Origin of the sequence: Amycolatopsis sp. NPDC058986, from assembly GCF_042741125.1 — a bacterium.
Taxonomy (GTDB): domain Bacteria; phylum Actinomycetota; class Actinomycetes; order Mycobacteriales; family Pseudonocardiaceae; genus Amycolatopsis.
In genome coordinates this window covers 24028-43162 of the sequence record NZ_JBHYJW010000041.1, presented here as the reverse complement: position 1 = coordinate 43162, position 19135 = coordinate 24028, and the positions used below count along the sequence as shown (strand labels likewise).

The 19135-nt window shown below is 69.0% G+C and carries 16 protein-coding genes; 9 read left to right on the top strand and 7 right to left on the bottom strand.

Features of this window, described 5'->3' with window-relative positions:
- Window positions 1-50: 50 nt before the first annotated feature.
- A complete protein-coding gene (locus ACFW0G_RS30345) occupies window positions 51-470 on the top strand; it encodes a lipopolysaccharide assembly LapA domain-containing protein (protein ID WP_378328851.1) in 420 nt (139 codons plus the stop codon).
- Window positions 471-549: 79 nt separating this feature from the next.
- On the opposite strand, the gene ACFW0G_RS30340 is transcribed toward ACFW0G_RS30345, so the two are convergent.
- Window positions 550-1365 (bottom strand): maleylpyruvate isomerase family mycothiol-dependent enzyme, encoded by an 816-nt coding sequence (locus ACFW0G_RS30340; protein ID WP_378328850.1) that lies wholly within the window; start codon window positions 1363-1365, stop codon window positions 550-552.
- Window positions 1366-1461: 96 nt separating this feature from the next.
- Between ACFW0G_RS30340 and ACFW0G_RS30335 the strand changes: the two genes are divergently transcribed.
- The 8 genes from ACFW0G_RS30335 to ACFW0G_RS30300 all read left to right on the top strand — a co-directional run bounded on the left by ACFW0G_RS30335 (window position 1462) and on the right by ACFW0G_RS30300 (window position 14073).
- Window positions 1462-2268, top strand: a complete 807-nt coding sequence (locus tag ACFW0G_RS30335; RefSeq protein ID WP_378328849.1) for an Abi-alpha family protein — start codon at window positions 1462-1464, stop codon at window positions 2266-2268.
- Window positions 2269-2276: 8 nt separating this feature from the next.
- Complete coding sequence (locus ACFW0G_RS30330) at window positions 2277-3521, top strand: DUF445 domain-containing protein (protein WP_378328848.1); 1245 nt, start codon at window positions 2277-2279, stop codon at window positions 3519-3521.
- 59 nt (window positions 3522-3580) lie between these two features.
- Window positions 3581-6661, top strand: coding sequence for a patatin-like protein (locus ACFW0G_RS30325; protein WP_378328847.1), 3081 nt, complete (start codon window positions 3581-3583; stop codon window positions 6659-6661).
- Window positions 6662-7655: 994 nt separating this feature from the next.
- A complete protein-coding gene (gene ectA, locus ACFW0G_RS30320) occupies window positions 7656-8165 on the top strand; it encodes a diaminobutyrate acetyltransferase (protein WP_378328846.1) in 510 nt (169 codons plus the stop codon).
- Window positions 8166-8203: 38 nt separating this feature from the next.
- Window positions 8204-9457: a diaminobutyrate--2-oxoglutarate transaminase gene (ectB, locus tag ACFW0G_RS30315; protein ID WP_378328845.1), complete on the top strand. Its 1254-nt coding sequence runs from the start codon at window positions 8204-8206 to the stop codon at window positions 9455-9457.
- Window positions 9458-9466: 9 nt separating this feature from the next.
- A complete protein-coding gene (locus ACFW0G_RS30310; RefSeq protein ID WP_378328844.1) occupies window positions 9467-9862 on the top strand; it encodes an ectoine synthase in 396 nt (131 codons plus the stop codon).
- A gap of 37 nt (window positions 9863-9899) precedes the next feature.
- Entirely contained in the window at window positions 9900-10802 is a 903-nt protein-coding gene (gene thpD, locus ACFW0G_RS30305; RefSeq protein WP_378328843.1) for an ectoine hydroxylase, read from the top strand.
- A gap of 496 nt (window positions 10803-11298) precedes the next feature.
- A complete protein-coding gene (locus tag ACFW0G_RS30300; protein WP_378328842.1) occupies window positions 11299-14073 on the top strand; it encodes a BTAD domain-containing putative transcriptional regulator in 2775 nt (924 codons plus the stop codon).
- Between the two features lie 398 nt (window positions 14074-14471).
- Here the strand turns inward: ACFW0G_RS30300 and ACFW0G_RS30295 are convergent, their stop codons facing one another.
- The 6 genes from ACFW0G_RS30295 to ACFW0G_RS30270 form a co-directional block, all read right to left on the bottom strand.
- Entirely contained in the window at window positions 14472-15143 is a 672-nt protein-coding gene (locus tag ACFW0G_RS30295) for a DUF4190 domain-containing protein (RefSeq protein ID WP_378328841.1), read from the bottom strand.
- Between the two features lie 403 nt (window positions 15144-15546).
- Window positions 15547-16434 carry a hypothetical protein gene (locus ACFW0G_RS30290; RefSeq protein ID WP_378328840.1) on the bottom strand — a complete coding sequence of 296 codons (888 nt, stop codon included), beginning with the start codon at window positions 16432-16434 and terminating at the stop codon, window positions 15547-15549.
- On the bottom strand, window positions 16431-16907 hold the full coding sequence (locus tag ACFW0G_RS30285; RefSeq protein WP_378328839.1) for a DUF6932 family protein: 477 nt from the start codon (window positions 16905-16907) through the stop codon (window positions 16431-16433). The genes ACFW0G_RS30290 and ACFW0G_RS30285 overlap by 4 nt, the downstream gene beginning before the upstream one ends.
- 90 nt (window positions 16908-16997) lie before the next feature.
- On the bottom strand, window positions 16998-17498 hold the full coding sequence (locus ACFW0G_RS30280) for a hypothetical protein (RefSeq protein ID WP_378328838.1): 501 nt from the start codon (window positions 17496-17498) through the stop codon (window positions 16998-17000).
- A gap of 5 nt (window positions 17499-17503) precedes the next feature.
- The gene (locus tag ACFW0G_RS30275) at window positions 17504-18247 is read right to left on the bottom strand and encodes an OmpA family protein (protein ID WP_378328837.1); all 744 of its coding nucleotides are present in this window, start codon (window positions 18245-18247) and stop codon (window positions 17504-17506) included.
- Between the two features lie 58 nt (window positions 18248-18305).
- Window positions 18306-19109 carry an SGNH/GDSL hydrolase family protein gene (locus ACFW0G_RS30270; protein WP_378328836.1) on the bottom strand — a complete coding sequence of 268 codons (804 nt, stop codon included), beginning with the start codon at window positions 19107-19109 and terminating at the stop codon, window positions 18306-18308.
- Window positions 19110-19135 lie beyond the last annotated feature (26 nt).

The following is a 19135-nucleotide window of genomic DNA, read 5'->3' as shown; positions in this document are numbered from 1 at the left end:
AGGGGCATACCAGTCGGCGAACTCCCGCAGGTCGGCGGACACTGAGGGCTATGACTCACGCCCGTGGTGGAGGTGACGACCCCGCCCGCACCAGCCCGTCCGAGACCCCCGGCGGGGGGCACGGGTATGTGGAGCCGCCCGCCGCCCTCGACCCCGCCGCCGAGACCCCGGTACGGCCCGCCGGGACCACGCGCCCCGGGAAGCGGCCGGGGAAGTCGGGGAAGCTCAAACCCACCCGGATCAGCGGTACCTGGGTGGCGGTGATCGTCGCGCTGATCGTGCTCGCGCTGCTGCTGATCTTCATCCTGCAGAATCTCGACTCGGCGACCGTGCACTTCTTCGGTGCCTCGGGCAGCATGCCGCTCGCGGTGGCGATGCTGTTCTCCGTGCTCGCCGGCGCCGCGCTCGTCGCACTGATCGGCGGCGCGCGGATCCTCCAGCTGCGGAAACAGGCCCGGCGGCGCCGCTGAGATGAGCTGAAGGACGCCTTCGGTGCGGTGGGCGCGCTGAAGGACGCTTTCAGTGCACTGGATGCACTGAAAGCGTCCTTCAGCACATCGCGACCATCCCGAGCACCGCCGCGCAAACGTTTTCGTCACCCTTGGCGGTGACTCGGTCCGCGACGTCGCCGACGCGGAGCATGCCTGCGGACAGCCGCCAGAAGGTGTCGGCGTCGGTCGTCACGGAGGCCAGCGGGGAGCGGGACGTCGGCGCCGCGCGGTCGAGCGTCCAGCCGTCGGCTTCCCGGCGGGCGGTCCAGCGGCCACCGCTCGCGCCGGTCACCGTGTAGGCGACCTGCCTGCCGGTCCGCGCCTCGACGTCGCGCAGCGCGAACGGAAGCGCGCGCAGAAACGTGTCCACCACCGGGCCGCGGAACTCCGGCGCGTCGAGAAGCGGAACGCCCGCCGCCTCGCGGATCTGCTGCTGACGGGTCCAGAACTCGCTGTACTCCGCGGCGGCGTCGAGCCACCTCGGCGCCGGTTCCGGCCCCGCCCAGCTCAGCGGTTCACCGGGTTCGTCGAGGTCGATCCTGCCCCAGTGGTCGGCGATCTGCGCCGTGCTGTCCACGATCAACGCGAACAGGACCTCCGGAGAGAGCCGTCGACACGCCGTCACCCACGTCTCGGGTGAGTCACGCGGTTCGAGCGCGCGGTAGCCGTCGCGATCACGGGAAAGCCGTCCGAGCTTGAGGCCGAGGATGTGTGCGGCCAGGTCGTGGACCGTCCAGTCACGACACGCCGTCGGTGCCGCCCACTGCTCGGCGTCGAGCCCGGTCAGCACGTCCACGAGCGCTTGTTCCTCACGGGCGAGCAAGGGGAGGACGGCGATCGGCGGTCCCCAGTACGGCGCGCGCATGGGAGCCATCCAACACCGTCCGCCGGATCACGATGCGGCGCCATCACGCCGCCATTCGGCCTACCCGCAGGTAGCATCAGCGCGAACAGCGAGGGAGTGGGGCCCGTGAGCACAGAGCGAGCCAACGGCAGTGGCACGAAAAACGGCACGGTGGAGGACGTCGCGAACTTCGCCAGGCGGGCGGGTCAGCTGGCGGGCTGGGCCGCGCGCACCGGGTTCGATCTCACCAGGAAACTGCCGGGCGTGGACACGGCCGAGCGCGGTATCCGCACGGTCGAACGCCAGCTGCTGACCGAGCTGCGCCGCCGTCTCGACGAGGTCGACGACCCGTACCACGCCGCGCTGACCGCCGCGTCCGCGATGAACCGCGCCCGGCTGGACGGCGAGCCGGTCGAGGCCACCGTGACGCTGGTGCCGGCACGCGACAACCACGTCGAACCGCTGCGCGCGGCGATGGCGGAGCTGCTGAATCACTCCATCGGCTTCGGGCGTGAGCGGGCCCGTGAGTACCTCTACGCGATCATCCTGCGTCAGCTCACCCCGGACGAGGCCCGCATCCTCTCCGCGCTCTCCGACGGCTCGCCGTTCCCCGCGGTCGACGTCGTCGAGCGCAACGGCCTCGGCGGGAGCGGCCGGGTCGTGCTGCGCAACGCGTCCACGGTCGGCAAGACGGCCGGGGTGTCCCTGACCGACCAGGTGCCCGGCTACCTGACCCGGCTGATCGGGCTCGGCCTCGTCGACCTCGACGAGGAGGTGCCCGCGCTGGAGACCCAGTACGAGATCCTGCTGACCGACGAGACCGTGCGCGAGGCCGAGCAACTGGTCAAACGCGCGAAGTTCGTCCGGCGCACCGTGCACATCTCGCGTCTCGGCGCGAGGTTCTGGCAGGCCTGCGACCCGAGCCTCGGCTGAGCCCGGCCATGGGCGCGTTCGTCAGCGGCATTCTCGACGACTTCGGGCGGCACTGGGCGCTTTACGTCTCCATCCCGATCGTCGCCGCGCTGATCGGGTACTTCACCAAGATCGTCGCGATCCGGATGATGTTCCAGCCGGTCGAGTTCATCGGGATCAAGCCGTTCCTCGGCTGGCAGGGCATCGTGCCGAAGCGCGCGGCGCGGATGGCGAGCATCGCCTGCGACACGATGACCGAGCAGCTCATCAAGCCGTCCGAGGTCGTGTCCAGACTGGACGCCGGGCGGATCGCGAAGGAGATCGAGAAACCGCTGCTCGCCGGGGTCGAGGACATCGTCCGCGAGGTGGCGGGGCACTACCAGCCTGGGCTGTGGGAGTCGCTGCCGATCGGCGTGCAGCGGATGGTCATCCAGCGGGTCCAGGCCGAGTCGCCGCGCATGGTCGCCGCCGTGCTCGACCTCATCAAGTCCGATGTGGACAGTGTGTTCGACCTCAAGGGCATGGTCGTCACCAGCCTCGTCAAGGACAAACGGCTGCTGAACCGGATCTTCCAGGAAGCGGGCCGGGACGAGTTCAAGTTCATCCAGCGTTCCGGGCTCGTTTTCGGCGGATTCATCGGCGTCATCCAGATGACCGCCTGGATCCTGTTCAAATTCCCGCTGATCATGCCGCTGTTCGGCCTGTTCACCGGCTGGTTCACCGACTGGCTCGCGTTGCGCATGATTTTCTACCCGATCGAACCGAAGAAATATTTCGGTATCCAGTGGCAGGGGTTGTTCCTCAAACGGCGCGCCGAGGTCGCCGAGGCGTACGGGGAGCTGATCGCGAAGGAGATCATCACCCCGCACAACGTGATCGAGGCGATCCTGCGCGGGCCACTGTCCGATCGGGTCCTCGCGCTCATCCAGCGGCAGCTCGACGTCGAACTCGGCAGGCGCAGCGGGCTGGCGAAACCGCTGCTGTTGTTCGCCGTCGGCGGGAAGCGCTACCAGGACCTGAAGCTGTCGATCTCCGAGCAGATCATGGCGCGGCTGCCCGAGACCATGGCCTACATCGAGGACTACGCCACCGACGCGATGGACATCCGTAACGTCCTGGTCTCGAAGATGAAGGAACTGTCCCCTCGGGAATTCGAGCGCCTGCTGCGCCCGGCGTTCGAACAGGACGAATGGATCCTCATCGCGACCGGCGCGGTGCTCGGGTTCGCGGTCGGTGAAGCACAGGTGCTGTTGCTGGAGCATTTCGCCGACTGATTGCTCCGGCCGGTTAGAACCGGGAACGATTTCCGCCGCCTGCCCTTATCCTTCGGAGTATGGCTGAGGGAGTGCGGGAGAACCGCGGCGAGGAGCGTACTGACGGCACGACAGCGGTTTCCCTCAAGGATTCCCCAACGGATTCCCCATCGGGCAAGGAAACCCCGGAACCGTGGCGGCAGGAAATCCGGCTCGCGATGACAATGGTGGGCGGCGCGAGTCTCGCCGTCTGGATGGGCGGCATCGCGAGCGAGACGTCGCAGGTACTACATGCCTCGCGGGACGAGAAAACGGAAAGCGTGTACCGGAGGTTGATCGATCTCCTGCACGTCACGGTTTCGATCGACGTCCTCACCGGAACGAGCGCCGGTGGCATCAACGCGGCCTGTCTCGGGCTGGCCGAGGCGTTCGGCTCCACTCCGGAGGTGCTGCGCGACACCTGGATCGGCACCGGTTCGCTGGACAACCTCATCCGCGATCCGAACGAGAAACTGCCGCGCTCGCTGCTCGACGGCGACCGGGTCCTGCTGGGTGACCTGGAGCGCGCACTGCACAGCATCACCAGCGGTGGCACCCCGCCCGCCGAGGAGCCGGACATCACCGTGCTGCTCACCGGCACCATGATCGACGGCGAGACGGCGCGCTTCGACGACGCGCTGGGAAACCTGGTGCGCGACACCGACCACCGGATGCTCTTCCGCTTCGATGGTCCTTTGTGGACTCCCGATGTGCTCGGTCCGCTCGCGCTCGCCGCGCGGTCGAGCGCGTCGTTCCCCGGCGCCTTCGAGCTGTCGAGGATGCCGATCGGCAAGGACGGCACCGATCGGCTGCACCCGGACATGACGCGCTACACCGAACTCACCCGTTCGCACTGGCTCACCGACGGCGGAGTGCTGCTCAACAAGCCCCTGCGGCCCGCGCTGCGGGAGATTTTCGAACGGCCGTCGCACGCCGACGTCCGGCGGCTGCTGTTGTACGTGGTGCCGACCGGGGAGCGTGAGGCCGATGTGGTCGAGGTGGACGCGGGGAATCCACCGTTGCTCGGCACCGCGCTCAGCAAGGTGGTTTCGACCGTGCTGAACCAGACCATCAGCACCGATCTGGAGGACCTGACGCGGCACAACGACGCTGTCGTGCGGACGCGCGACACCCGCGTCTCCCTCTCGGCGATGGGGCTGCGCGGCGATCCGGACACGTTCGTCGACGCCAGGCTGATGGCCGCCTACCGCGAACGCCGGGTGGCGGAGGACGCCAGTGAGCTGGTGCGCGCGGCGAGCCGAGTCTACGTGGTGTCCGAAGTGGACGGTCTGAAAGCGCAGTGGGCGTCCGGGATGTCCGCGCAGCTGCGGACCGTCGCCGCCGATGGCCTGCGGGACGGCGTGCCGGACCAGCCGCCGGGCGGACGAGTCTCGCTCGACGAGCTGATCGGGTTCCGCACCACGGCGCTCGACGACGCCGTCGGCACCGGCATCCAGGTGATCAACGCCGGGTTCCGGCTCGGCCCGTCGCCGGAACAGGCAGCGCAGCTCAACGAATGCCGCGCGCTGCTGCACCAGGCCCGGCGCGCGGCGGCACGCGGCGTGAAGCTGACGCCGTGGGTGGTGGAGCACGAACCGCCGCCCGCCGGGATGTCGCTGGACGGCTGGATCGCCGCGCTGGCCGCGGAATGGGCGGGGAAGGGCCGGGCGGACACCCTACGCGAGGCGTGGCCGAGCGTGGCGGGCGCGCTGCGTCAGGCGGCACCGGTACTGCGGGCGTTGGTGGGTGAGCAGACCGAAGGAGCGGCCGACACCGTCCGCACACTGCTCGACTGGTTCGGGCTCACCGCGGACGACAAGAGCGCGGGCGACGACGTCGTGCTGGCCAGGTTGCTGGCCTTGCACGTGGCGACGCGTGGGCTGCTGGCGCAGCCTCCGTCGGTGGACCAGCGCGTCGACCTCGTCCAGGTCAGCGCGGACACCCGCACCCTGCTGGACATGAGCCGCACGCGTGCGCACACCAAGCTGACCGGGATGCAGGTGGGTGACTTCGGCGCGTTCTACAAGGCTTCGTGGCGGGCCAGCGACTGGATGTGGGGCCGGATCGACGGCGCGGGCTGGCTGATGCAGTGCCTGCTCGACCCGAAACGCCTGCGGTTGCTGCGTGATCTCGCCGGGGCCGGGGCGTTCCGGGAACGGGTGCGGGAAACGTTCAAGTCCGTCGGCTGGATCCTGCCCGGTCCCGCGGACAATCTCGGTCCGGGGGAAGCGGAATCGTTCGCCGGGCAGCTCGCCGAGGAGCTGGGTTTCCTCGGTCTCGACGCGCAACTCCGGGACGTCGAAGTCGCGGAGGCCGTGCCGCTGAGTATGCCGGTCACCGCGATGGTGCTCGCGCGGGCACGGCAGCTCGAAATCGCGCGCGAAGAGCTTCCCGTGGTGTGCCGGCACGCCGAGGAGGATCTGGAAACGGCCAAGGGCAACGGAAAGGCGTCGGCGGCGTTCCGCAAGGTCGGGGCCGAGCCTACGGCCGACGACGCCGCGACGCAGCGGGTTTTCCAGACGTGCCGGGTGTCCGCGGAGAAGGTCGAGGACGAACGCGGGACGATGCTGCTGACGTCGACGCTGATCAAGGCGGGCGCGGCCGGGATGAACGCCGCGGCCGGGGCGGCGCGGGTGCCGAAGTCGGTCCAGCCCGCGGTCGGTTTCGCGCAGACGACCGGGCGCAGCGCGTGGTGGATCACGCGCGGCGCGGTGCGGCTGGGGCGGCCGTGGAACCTCGTGGCGGCCGCGGTCACCGTGCTGGCGGGGTTCGTGCTCGGCGGGAACGGCGGTCAGGTCCTGCAGTGGGTGGGTATGCCGGTCGCGGCGGGCGCGCTGGTGTTCCTCGTGGTCAGCCTGATCACGCTGCGGCGGACGTGGCGGATGGTGCTCACCGTGCTCGGGGTGCTGGTCGTGGCGGCGCTGTTGTTCGCCGCGTTCCTGCCGCCGATCGCCGATCCGCTGTTCGGCTGGCTGGGCGGCGTGGTCGCGGGCTGGCGGCGCGGCGAAGCCCCGGTGTGGTGGCTCGTGGTGGCCGCGCTGATCGTGCTGCCCGCGGTCTGGACGCCGCTGGGCAGCGTCACCCGCCGCCTGCGCCGCCCGGCCCCGAAAGACCGCCCCTGACGCCGTTCTCGGCCTGGGGCAGGGTCTCGGCAAGTCGAAACGCGCCGGTCGCCTCGCGGTGTCCTCTCGCTCCGCGGGTGTTGGTGATGTGTCGAGGGGGCCTTCGCCGCGATGAGCCCGTCCATCGCGGTGTCCTGAACGCTCTGTTGGGGACGGTGAACGTCGCGAACGCGTCGTTGACGGCATCGGCAGGGCGAGATCACCCAGCCTCAGCCCCGCCCGAACGCCGTGAAGGCCTCCTTCACGGCACTCAGCGCCGTGAAGGAGGCCTTCACGGCGCCGCGCTCCATAAAGGACACGTCGACAGCCCTCATAGGACTGATGAACGGGCGCACGGAGTGCTGTCACGAGCTTGCGGGGCGCCCCCCACATTCATCGTATCGCCGGAGCACGACAGAACCGGGGGTCCGGAGGCGCTGGGGGCATTAGTTGTCCACAAGCGGGATGGCCTTGTGGATAGCGGGATGAGAGCTTGTCCGTGAATGCCACATCGAGGGAATCAGAGTCCCTCGATGTGGCATTCACGGACCTCCGAACGCGACTCCAGTCCGCCGGTGGCGCTACGAAGTTCGGTGGCCACGCTTCGTCATCTTCACGAGGGCGACGTGCCTGTGCTCCTGCTCGCAAAGCACCGCGATCGGCTACAGGAAAGGGTGAGGATCGCCTGGTGAAAGGGAGAATTCGGTGACCAGGAAAACACTGTGGCGCGCGGCGTGGTAACGCGCCCGGCGGAACGCGCGATGAGGGGTCAGGCACGGAAAGTATGCGTGTCCGCCTTGCGAAGCGAGTCATTTCGGTTCATCGTCGAGTAGTGACCGGACTGGAGGCCGCTGACGACAGGTGGGCGGCCCAGCCGCATGTCGTACCCAGATCATGGCCCGATCAAACGCATATGTGGGACTAGTCACGCGAGTTTTTCCGTCCTCGCAGGTAGGCGCGCTGTCCGAGGCGCTGTCGCTGGCGGGAAGAAAATTCTCTGTTACGTTTCATGAGTATGTCCGGAAAGCTCTTGATCGAATCCCCGACCAAGGCCGATGGCGCCGCGCTCTGGCGAATCGCTCGCGATTCGGCAAAGCTTGATCTCAACTCGCCGTATGCGTACATGCTGTGGTGCCGCGATTTCGCGGAGAGTTCGGTTGTGGTCTCCGAAGGCGGCGAACCCGTTGGTTTCGTGATCGCCTACCGCAGACCCGACGAGCAGGAGACGGCGCTCGTCTGGCAGGTGGCCGTCGACGCGTCGCAGCGCGGGAAAGGCCTGGCCGGGACGCTGCTCGACGAGCTGTTCACGCGGCTGGTCGAGCGCGGGGTGCGCTATCTGGAGACCACGATCACGCCGGACAACGAGGCCTCCATCCGGCTGTTCGCGTCGTTCGCGAAGCGCTGGAACACCTCGTGTGAAACCAGCAGGCTGTTCGAGGCCGAGGATTTTCCGGACGACGAGAACGTGCACGCACCCGAGGACCTGTACCGTATCGGGCCGCTGCAACCGCTTAATCGTCAGTAATACGTTAATTCCCCGCGATAGGGAGAAAAGAAAACGTCATGAGCATCTTCGAAGAGCTCGAATCCGAAGTTCGCAGCTACAGCCGCGGCTGGCCGGTCGTCTTCGACCGGGCACAGGGCAGCTGGCTGCACGACGAGAGCGGCAAGGCGTACCTCGATTTCTTCGCGGGCGCCGGCGCGCTCAACTACGGGCACAACAACCCGGTGCTGAAACAGGCGCTGCTCGACTACATCCAGCGTGACGGCGTCGTCCACGCGCTGGACATGTTCACCGTGGCCAAGCGCGATTTCCTGCAGACGTTCCAGGAGAAGATCCTCGGTCCGCGCGAACTGGACTACAAGATCATCTTCCCCGGCCCCGGTGGCGCGAACGCCGTCGAGGCCGCGCTGAAGCTGGCGCGCAAGGTGACCGGCAAGGAATCGGTCATCAACTTCACCAACGCGTTCCACGGTATGACGCTGGGCGCGCTGTCGGTCACCGGTAACTCGATGAAGCGCGGCGGCGCCGGCGTCCCGCTGGTGCACGCCACCCCGATGCCCTACGACAAGTACTTCGACGGCGCCATGCCGGACTTCCTGTACTTCGAGAAGCTCCTGGAGGACTCCGGCAGCGGGCTCAACGAACCCGCCGCGGTGATCGTCGAGGTCGTGCAGGGCGAGGGCGGCATCAACGCCGCGCGCATGGAATGGCTGCACGGGCTGCAGGAGCTGTGCCGGCGGCACAACATCCTGCTCATCGTCGACGACGTCCAGATGGGCTGCGGCCGCACCGGACCGTTCTTCAGCTTCGAGGACGCGGGCATCAAGCCGGACATCGTGTGCCTGTCGAAGTCGATCAGCGGCTACGGCCTGCCGATGGCGCTCACCCTGATCAAGCCCGAGCTCGACGTATGGGAGCCGGGCGAGCACAACGGCACCTTCCGCGGCATCAGCCCCGCTTTCGTCACCGCGACCGAGGCGATCCGGACATACTGGAACGACGACGACCTGGAGAAGTCCACCAGGGCGAAGGGCGAGCGGATCGGCGCCGCGTTCTCCGGCATCGTCGAGACCTATCCCGAGGCCGAGCTGACGGCCAAGGGACGTGGGCTCGCGCGCGGTCTCGAGTTCGCCAGCGGCGACCTCGCCGGCCGGGTCTGCGCCGCGGCGTTCGACCGCGGTCTGCTGATGGAGACATCCGGACCGGATGGCGAGGTGATGAAGCTGCTTCCGCCGCTGACGTTGTCCGACGAAGAACTGACCCAGGGGCTCTCGATCATCGACGAGTCCGTCGCCACCGTACTGAAGAACTGAGGAGCGCCTGTGCTTGTCCGCACCCTGGACGAGGTCACCGACACCGAGTCCGACATCAAGACCCCGAACTGGCGAAGCAAACGGATCATCCTCGCCAAGGAGGGAGCCGGGTTCTCGGTGCACGAGACCACGCTCTACGCGGGGACGGTGAACGACTTCTGGTACGCCAACCACGTCGAAGCCGTGTTCATCGTCTCGGGCGAAGGGGAGATCGAGGACAAGGCGACCGGAAAGGTCTACCCGCTCAAGCCGGGCTCCCTCTACCTGCTGGACGACCACGACAAGCACCAGGTCCGGCCCAGGACCGAGATCAAGTGCGTGTGTGTGTTCAACCCGCCGGTCACCGGCCGCGAGGTGCACGACGAGAACGGCGTGTACCCGCTGGTGACCGAAGAAGCCTCATAAGCCGAACCCGTCCGACAACGTCAGGAGGCGAACCACTGTGACACTGATGGGCACCCGCGTCGAAGATTCCTACCCGACGCGGATCACCGGCACGCCGGAGCACCTGCCCCGCGTGCACCCCACCGTGTGGGGTACCGACGCCGATGGCCCGATCGACGCGGCCACGCTGGCCAACCACGAGACCAAGGGCTACACGGTCGTCGAGGACCTGCTTTCGCCGGCCGAGGTCCAGACGTACTGGCAGGAGCTGGTCCGGTTGTCCTCGTCCGATGACCTGCACGGCGACGAACGGGTGATCACCGAGCAGAAGACCGGTGAGGTGCGGTCGGTGTTCGACGTGCACGAGATCAGCGAGCTCATCGCCGAACTCGTGCGCGACCCGCGGGTGCTCGACAGGGCGCGGCAGATCCTCGGTTCCGAGGTCTACATCCACCAGAGCCGGGTCAACTACATGCCCGGTTTCAAGGGCACCGGGTTCTACTGGCACTCGGACTTCGAGACCTGGCACGCCGAGGACGGGATGCCCGCGCCGCGCGCGGTCAGCTGCTCGATCGCGCTGACCGACAACTACCCGTTCAACGGCGGGCTGATGGTCATGCCCGGTTCGCAGCGCACGTTCGTCCAGTGTGTCGGCGAGACGCCCGACGACAACTACAAGAGCTCGCTCAAGGACCAGCGCGTCGGTGTCCCGGCCGAGGACGACATCACCAAGCTGGCCGCCGAGTACGGCATCGACCAGTTCACCGGCCAGGCGGGTTCGGCGCTGTGGTTCGACTCGAACATCATGCACGGCTCGTCGAACAACATCACCCCGTATCCGCGGTCGAACATCTTCCTGGTGTTCAACAGCGTGGAGAACGCGCTGGGCGACCCGTACGCGGCCGCGCAGCCGCGCCCGGCGTTCATCGCGGGCCGGGACTCGACGCCGCTGAGCCGCTGACCCCCGCGGGGGACCCGGGCACGGAGGGGCGGCTGTAGCCGGGTCTGTGCGCCCTGTTACCTTGTCGCCACCGCGCGGGCAGTGGTCCGCGCACCGACGTCGCCGAAAGTCGTCCGGGTTCTTGAAGCTCGGGGTGAGCCCGCCCGGACGGCCGGACGGTGGCAGTCGGGTGGACCGTGCCCCCTGGCGGCCCAGCCGACGGCTCCAAGTCGGGCCCTGCACCATCAGATCGGGACTGATGGTGCAGGGCCCGACTTTTTTTGTGAATGCGATATCCGTGGTTACGTACGAATGCATTACGACATCCGGCGTAATCGACGTCCCTGATGTGGCATTCGGTGAGAAGGCGCCGTTCTTGCGGCGAACGGAGCACCCGATTGGCACCCTTGTCCGCGTGTTCTTCTCGCGAGAACCGTGTGTGTCAGCCCCCGATCACGGTAAGTTGACATTTCTGGCGGGGGAGACGCCGGAATCACACGGGGAGGTGGGCGCGAGCATGGCCGAAATCGGATCGACCGCACGATTCCGGCTGCTCGGGCCGGTCCAGCTCGTCGTCGGCGAACGGACGGTGCCGATCGGCGGCCCGGGTGTCCGCGGCCTGCTCGCCCTGCTGGCGCTGAACGTCAACAAGGTCGTCGCGCTCGACGAAATCATCGACGCGCTGTGGGACCACGACCCGCCCGCCACCGCGCGGACCATCGTGCACGGCAACGTCTCGCATCTGCGGCGGGTGCTGCGCAACGTCCAGGGCGAGGACGGTGCCCGCATCCTCACCAGCCCGCCCGGTTATCTGCTCAAGGTCGACCCGATGCGGATCGACGTCCACCACGCGCGGTCCCTGCTCGGCCGGGCCGCGCACGCCCGTCCGGAGGCCGCCGCGGCGCTGCTGGCCGAGGCGCTGGCCCTGTGGCGTGGTCCCGCGCTGTCCGGGGTGCCCGATTCGCTGCGCGCGCCGGAACTGGAGGATCTGCGGCTCGCGGTGCACGGCGCCAGGGTCGACGCGGACCTCGATCTGGGCCGCCACGCGGAGCTGATCGCCGAGCTGAGCCCGATCGTGCGGGCGAACCCGCTCGCCGAGCGCACCGCGGGCCAGCTCATGCGCGCGCTGTACTACGCGGGCCGCCGGGGTGACGCGCTCGAGCTGTACCGGACCGTCTCCCGCGCGATCATGGACTCGCTCGGCGTCGAGCCCGAGGCCAAGCTGCGCTGGGTACACGAGCGGATCCTCAACGACGATCTGCCGCCCCGCGCGGAGGCCGCCGGGACCCGCGGCGCCCAGCCGGATCCCGAGCCCGGCCCCTCCCAGCTGCCGGCCGCGGTGCCGAGCCTGCCGGGGAGACAGGCCGATCTCGCGTGGCTCGACGGGCTGGTCGGCCGGGGCGACGGCACCGTCGCCGTCGTCTCGGGCACGGCAGGGATCGGCAAGAGCGCGCTCGTCGTCTGGTGGGCACACCGGGTTGCCGACCACTTCCCGGACGGCGTGTTGTTCGCGTCGCTGCGCGGGTTCGACTCGCGGCATTCGCCGCTCGAGCCCGCCGAACTGCTCACCCAGTTCCTGCTCGGCCTCGGCGTGAAGACGTCGCAGATCCCGGAGCGGGTGCACGAGCGGGTCGCGCTCTACCGGTCACTGATCGCCCGGCGCCGGATGCTGGTGCTGCTCGACGACGCGCGCTCGGCCGACCAGGTGCGGCCGTTGCTGCCACCGAGCTCGGGGTCGATGACGGTGGTGACGAGCCGTTCGCGGCTGGACGGGCTCGCGGTGTCGAACGCGGCGAAGCTGCGGGTGCTCGGGACGCTCGCCGAGCCCGACGCCGTCCAGGTCATCGAGGAGCTGGCCGGTCCGGCCGCGCTCAACCACGAACTGGCGAGGCTCTGCGGGTATCTGCCGCTCGCCCTGCGGATCGCCGGTGCCCGGCTGGCCGCGGGTCCGGAGTGGACGGCGCAGGACCTCGTCGCGGAACTCCGGGACGAGCACACCCGGCTGGCCGCGTTGCAGGTCGAGGGTGCCGACGGTGGAGTGCGCGCAGCCTTCGACGTCTCCTTCCGCAGTCTGTCCCCCGAAGTCGCCGAGATACTCCTCCAGCTCGGCGCGGTACCGGGGCCGGCGGCGGGCCCGCACCTGATGGGCGCGATCGCGCGGGTGCCGGTGGCCGAGGCCCGGCGGCGGCTGCGGGCGCTCGCCGCGCACAACCTGATCGCCGAGACCGAACGCGACGTGTTCGCGTCGCACGATCTCGTCCGCGTCTACCTGCGTGAGCTGGCCGAAACGGAACTTCCCGCCGAGCGCAGGGCCGCGATACTGGACCGGCTCGTGGGGTTCTACCTGCGCACGGGTGATCTCGCCCGCCGCCGGATGCTGCGGATCGTCGACCCGTTCGACTTCTCCGGCGAGCTGGACGACGTCGAGCTGCCCGCGCTGCCGTCCTTCGCCGACGCGGCCGAGTGGTTCGCCGCGGAGTGGCCGAACGTGCTGGCGACGCTGAACGCACTGAACGCCGAGGGCCGGTACGAACAAGCCTGGCGACTGGCGCAGGTCGCGCACAGCTACCGGCTCGTCTCGCCGCTGCTCGACGAGTGGACGCGGATGGTGGACTGCGGGCTGCGCGCGGCCGAGGGCGCGGACAACCTGGCGGGGCAGTGCTGGATGCTCATCGCGCGGGCCGCGATCGCGCTGACGTTCGAGGTGCCGCACAGCGGTCTCGCCGACGCCGAGCGGGCCGGGGAACTGGCCGCCAAACTCGGCGACCCCCGGCTGTCGATCTGTGCCGGTATCCACTACGGCAGCCTGCTCAGCCTGTCCGGCGAGCACGAACGGGCGGTCGAACGGCTGCGCTGGGCACTGTCGGAGGCCGAACGCGGCGAGGACATCGAACTGCTCGGACAGGTGCTGAACGACTGCGCGGTGGTCGAGAAGCGGGCAGAACGGTACGTGGACGCGATCGCGCACCAGCTCGAGGCGCTGGCGATCGACCGGGAGCTGGGCGACGACTGCTACGCGGTCGTGTCGCTGAACCGGCTCGCCGAGCTCAACCTCCGGATCGGCGTGTTCGACGACGCCGAGCGGTACGCCAGGGAGGCCATCGACCTCGCCGTGCGCTGCGGGTTCGATCTGCAGGAGGGCGTGCTGCGCCTGACGCTGGGCCGGGTGCTGCGCACCAGGGGTGAGGCCGAGGCCGCGCGCGAGGAGTTCGCGACGGCACTGCGGATCTACGAGCGCGCGAATCCGAAACTGACCGGCACTGTCCGTGTCGAACTGACCGGTCCGGACTGAACACACGGGTTCTCCGCCCGAACACACGAGATCTCCGTCCGGACACGGGAGTTGCCCGTTCGAACACGCGAATGTGCCCTTTCGGTCCCGGAATCGGTGTGCCATCGAGCGGAAAATGACCTGTCAGGGGGTGCCCAAGTGCGCACCCTTAGTGGATTCTTAGTGACGCAGGCCGAGATCCGCGTAGGGTCCGGCCAGTGCCCGCTGAGCCCTAGGGGAGGGGCGGTCTGTGAAGCGGGCGCGTCGAACCCGCAACCCCTAGCCGGGTTCGACCAGGAGCCGTCCCGTGACGGCTCAGGCGGCCCGGCCGGGGACCGGCGGGGGGGAGAACCGGCCGGGCGCCAGGCACCACACGTGGTGTGGTGGGGCTCCCCCGAAAGCCCTTTCCCGGGACGGTTTCAGCCGACGTTGGCCGTGCACAGCGCGATCGTCGTGCCGGTGTTCTCGGCGACTTTCTTGCCGTCCACTGTGATCGAACAGCTGATCTGGTTGTTGACGCTGCCGTTCGGCGAGTCTGCGGTCAACGTCAGCAGGTACGCGCCCGAGTTGTAGGACGCCTGCTGCCGCCACGCGTCCGTGCTCGACGGCGCGGTCTCGGTCCGCTGCGTGTTGAGGCTCCCGTACCGCACGTTCGCCCCGCCGTTCGCGGTCACCACGAAACCGACGGTGTGCTTGTCGCCGTTCACCGCGGGCATGTGCAAGCCCGCCTCGGTGCCGCCGCTGAAGAAGGTCCGGTACACGAGCCAGCCCGCCGTCGCGAGGATCGCGAGCACACCGACGACCACGCCGGCGACGGCCGCGCCCCGGTCGCCCACCGTGCCGCGGCGCGCTTGGACGACACCGACGATCGAGAGCACCAGACCGCCTGCCGACAGCGGCCAGGCCGCCAGGTCGGCGACCGGAAGGAAAGCCACCCCCAGCGCGGCCACGCCGCATACGAGACCGATGAGGCCGAGCACGTTCCGGCGCGGTTTCACCTTGCTCGCTCTGCGTCGCTGGCTGGCGGCGATCGGATCCTCTCCTCGGCCGTGTCGCGCGGTCGAGCGCGGGTACGGCGGCTCGGTGATCATTTGCACTGCCCTTCGGCTCGGAGAGGGCCGACGTTAACCCAAAAGTGTGGCGCCGAACGAAATCGTTACATACTGGAAAACGTCATTGTCCCACCTTCACCGCGAGTGTCCCGTCATTCGTTGACCAGTGCTAACGATGGTCAATGCAGGAATTATCGGATTTCCCAGCAAATGCCAATGGAGATGGGTCTTTCGGACAAGTCGGCCCGCTGGATCGGTCCGTTTTTTCCGCATCGCCGGGTGCCGACGGAATTCGCAATGCGCACGGGCGTTCGCGGGAACGGGGAATGAGCCGTGCGGCCCAGTTGGCAACTCTGGGTAATCGGTGATGCGCTGAAGGACGCCTTCGGTGCGTCGAGCGCACTGAAGGCGTCCTTCAGTGGTTGGGTGGGCTTGCGTCGCCTCAGTGGTCGAACAGGCTCACTTCGGGAGTGATCTCGAGCAGTTCGTGCACCGGACGCCCGCGGCGACCGTCGATGGTCGTGGTGCGCACGACCCGCAGCCGCGCGGTGACCGGACGGTCCAGGTTCTCCTTGATCTGGTCGAGCAGGTCCTCGGCGACCGCGCCCTGGATCGTGCCGCCGGATTCGCGTTCGAGGTAGAAGATCCGCCGCCGCGTGCGGACGCCGTCGAGCCGCCCGCTGACCGTCTCGTAGCCGACGGCCTCGCGGGACTCCCGCAGGCTGCCCTGCAGGATCCTGGCCTGTTCGGTGGTCATGCTGCGGGTCACCTGCTCGCCGGACGTCGGTGTCAGCGCCATCCCGATCCCGGCGTGCTTGCTGACCGCGTTGACGACGTCGCTCACCGCGTTGCGGACGGTGTCGCGCTGGAGCAGGACGGCGTCGAGCGCGCCGTCGTCGGAGCCGTTGGCGGGCAGGAAGTCGCACAGCTCCTTGACCGCGCGCTCGGAGAGCGTCTCGATCCCGTCGTGGATCAGCGCGTCGGCCTGGTCTTCCAGTTCGGGGAAGCCGAAGAAGATCGCGTTGCCCGCCTGGCCGCGCTGGATGAGCGGGGCCTTGTCCCGGTCGGCCTGCTGGACGATCGTGACCTCGTTCGACGGGTTGCGGATGATGTGCCCGATCTTCGCGGTCGCGTCCTGCAGCGCCCGGCTGATGTCGGAGAACGTGTACGCGTCGATGTGCGTCTCGCCGATGACCGACACGTGCAGCAGCGGCGAGCGGCAGGTCCGCTCGAACTTGGCGTTCGCGGCCATCGCCGACGCGCGCGCGAGGTCGTCGAGCCAGGTGCCGCCGGGGATCTCGTCCGCGACGCGGCGGAATTCGTTCCTCACCAGACCATCTCCGGATATCCCTTGCCGCCTTCGGCCCAGACCTCGGCCCAGACGTCCTCGTCGCCGGGGCGGCACAGGAAGCCGTCCAGCATCCCCCCGACCGGTTGAACCTGATCGAGGTACATCGCGGGCTGCCCGACGAACACGCCCCGCAGCGTCAGCAGGCCGTACAGGGCAGACCGGCCGGCGTCGTCGAGGCGCTTCAGCGCACCCCATTCGTCCGGGATCAGCACGACGTCGAGACCGTGCGGCGGATGCGGGGTCCGCGTCACGAAGGCGCCGCCGATCCACGCCCGCCCGGACGGGATGATCCGCCTGGCCACGCCCAGATAACTGTTCAACGCGCTGAACAGGATCTCGCGCTCGTTCTGGTGCGGCGCGTCGAAGACCAGCCGCTCGTAGACGTCGGCGAGGTCGGCGTGATGGCGGCCGGGTGGCAGCAGGTTCTCCGCCGTCCAGCGCGGGAGCGCCATCGACAGCCTCCTTCGTCGCCTCGGGGCTCCCGATCGAAGAACGTGCTCGGCTCCCGCTCACAGTGCGTAGCCGAACTTACCAGGTGGGTGTCAGCTCCTGCGCCCCGGTTGGTGGGAGCGGGGCGATGGGCCGTCCGGGGTGGGCCCGTCCTGGTGCTCCGACGGCCAGTCGTCGGCGGCGGGCCAGGCGGGCTCCTCCTGGACGTGCTGTGCGTGCGGTGGTGCCGACGCGGGGAGCTGGCCTTCGCGATGTCCCTCGGGTTCGGGAACGTCCGGTTCCTCGTCCAGGTAGTGCGGTTGTTCATCGTGCGAGTACTCGTCGGGCGGGTAGTGGTAGTCGTCCTCGTGGTGGCCGTGGTCCTCTTCGGCATAGGCGGCCTGCGGGATGTACTGGGTTTCCTCCGCCGCATGTGGTGCCGGTTCGTGGGTCTCGTGGACCTCGCGGTCCGGTTCCGGCTCGGGTTCGGCGTACGCGGCTTCGGCGGATGTCTCGCGGCGTTGCGCGGCCCGCATCAGCAGCCACGTCACGACCATCCCGAGGAGGAACGCGACGAGCAGCCAGAGCCAGATCTGTGCGAAGAGCCAGAACATCGCCATCACCCCTGTTCGACCGTGATCTCGGCCCGGCGGTCGTCGCCGCCGGCGGCGGGCCGGGTGTCGCCGTAGCCCTGCGCGGTGACCCGATCCTGCGGAACACCGTTGGCCTGCAAGAGTTTCGCGACCGCCCTGGCGCGGTCCTGGGACAACCGGAGCGCGGCGCGTTCGCCACCGGGGCCGCGCGCGGCGTGCCCGCCGACGCGGAACTGGAAGCCGTCCGGAGCCTTCGTGAGCACCTTCGCCACCTCACGGACGGCTTGGGTGCCTCGGGCGGTGAGCCGGGAGCTGTCCGGGGTGAAGGTGATGGGCGTGGCGGCCAGGACGCGATCGATCTCGGCCTGCAGCCCGGCCTTGTCGGCCGGTGGTGCGGCGGAACTCGGTGGCGTGCTTGGCGGTTCCTGCGACGGCGGCGTCGCGGGCGGTGGCGGGGAAGCGCTTCCCGGCGGTGGCCCCGCGGGCCGGACGTCGCCGGAGATCCCGGCCGCCCCCACCCCGTCCACGGACTGGACGACGTCGAGCGCGCGGGTCGCCTGCTCCGGCGGGAACCCGCTCAGCGTCGCGTCCCGCCCGGAGAAGCTCACGGTGCCCGGCGGCAGCCCGGCCGCGGCCAGCGCGGCCTGTGACCGTGCGGTCAGGTCCGACTCGATGGCACCCGAACGCAGCCAGGTCACGATCCCCGCGAGCAGGGCAGTGACCAGCAGCGCGATCGGAATCAGCCGGATCCAGCTGCGTGCGCCGGGCATAAGGGGACTGTAAGCCGGGCGGCCCGACTTGGCGACTCAGCGCCACCCCGCGTCCGGGTCAGCTGGCGGCGGCGCTGCCGGGCAGTTCGACCGGCAGCTCGACGGGAGCCAGCGGAGCCAGCTGGGGTCGCTTGGGGGACAGGCCGTCGCCCATGGACTCGCCCTTGAGCTGACGCCTTATCCACGGCAGCAGGTGCACCTTCGTCCACTCCAGATCCGAGCGGCGCGAGGTGATCCACGTGTGGGGCTCGCCGGTCTCCGGCCACGGCTCGCGCCAGTCGCTCTCGACGGGAACGCCGAGCACCTCCGCGGTACGCAGCGCGATCCGCCGGTGCGCCTCGGGCGTGAAGTGCAGCCTGTCGTCGCTCCACGCGCGACGGTCGTGCAGCGGTTCCATGCCCCACATGTCGACCATCTTGGCGCCGTGCCGGTCGGCGATCGCCCACAGATGGGCGTTGTAGAGGCCGACCTTGCTCCGCAGCACGTGCATGACCGACAGCGACTTGGTGTCCGGGCCGTTGAAGATGACCACCGGGATCCCGGCCGCGCGCAGCGAGGCGATCCCGGCCTCGAAGCGGGCGGCCACCGCGTCGACGTCGGCGCCGGGCACGATGATGTCGTTGCCGCCGGCACACACGGTGACCAGATCGGGCTTCAGCTCGAGGGCGATCGGCAGCTGCTCGGTGAGGATCTCGTCCATCATCTTGCCGCGCAGCGCGAGGTTCGCGTACTGGAAACCGGCTCGCCCACCTGCGAGGATCTCGGCCAGCCGGTCGGCCCACCCGCGAAAGGTGCCATCGGGCAACTCGTCGTTCAGGCCTTCGGTGAAGCTGTCGCCGATCGCCACATAACTGTCAAACACGCTGGGTCCCCTTCCCGTCCGTCGCG

Bases quoted from the DNA above. Each gene is read 5' to 3' on its own strand.
- ectA (WP_378328846.1), top strand. From the start codon at position 7,656: ATGTCCGGAAAGCTCTTGATCGAATCCCCGACCAAGGCCGATGGCGCC.
- ACFW0G_RS30300 (WP_378328842.1), top strand. From the start codon at position 11,299: ATGGCCGAAATCGGATCGACCGCACGATTCCGGCTGCTCGGGCCGGTC.
- ACFW0G_RS30325 (WP_378328847.1), top strand. From the start codon at position 3,581: ATGGCTGAGGGAGTGCGGGAGAACCGCGGCGAGGAGCGTACTGACGGC.
- ACFW0G_RS30275 (WP_378328837.1), bottom strand. From the start codon at position 18,247: ATGCCCGGCGCACGCAGCTGGATCCGGCTGATTCCGATCGCGCTGCTG.
- ACFW0G_RS30295 (WP_378328841.1), bottom strand. From the start codon at position 15,143: ATGATCACCGAGCCGCCGTACCCGCGCTCGACCGCGCGACACGGCCGA.
- ACFW0G_RS30345 (WP_378328851.1), top strand. From the start codon at position 51: ATGACTCACGCCCGTGGTGGAGGTGACGACCCCGCCCGCACCAGCCCG.
- ACFW0G_RS30330 (WP_378328848.1), top strand. From the start codon at position 2,277: ATGGGCGCGTTCGTCAGCGGCATTCTCGACGACTTCGGGCGGCACTGG.
- ACFW0G_RS30285 (WP_378328839.1), bottom strand. From the start codon at position 16,907: ATGGCGCTCCCGCGCTGGACGGCGGAGAACCTGCTGCCACCCGGCCGC.
- ACFW0G_RS30340 (WP_378328850.1), bottom strand. From the start codon at position 1,365: ATGGCTCCCATGCGCGCGCCGTACTGGGGACCGCCGATCGCCGTCCTC.
- ectB (WP_378328845.1), top strand. From the start codon at position 8,204: ATGAGCATCTTCGAAGAGCTCGAATCCGAAGTTCGCAGCTACAGCCGC.
- ACFW0G_RS30280 (WP_378328838.1), bottom strand. From the start codon at position 17,498: ATGTTCTGGCTCTTCGCACAGATCTGGCTCTGGCTGCTCGTCGCGTTC.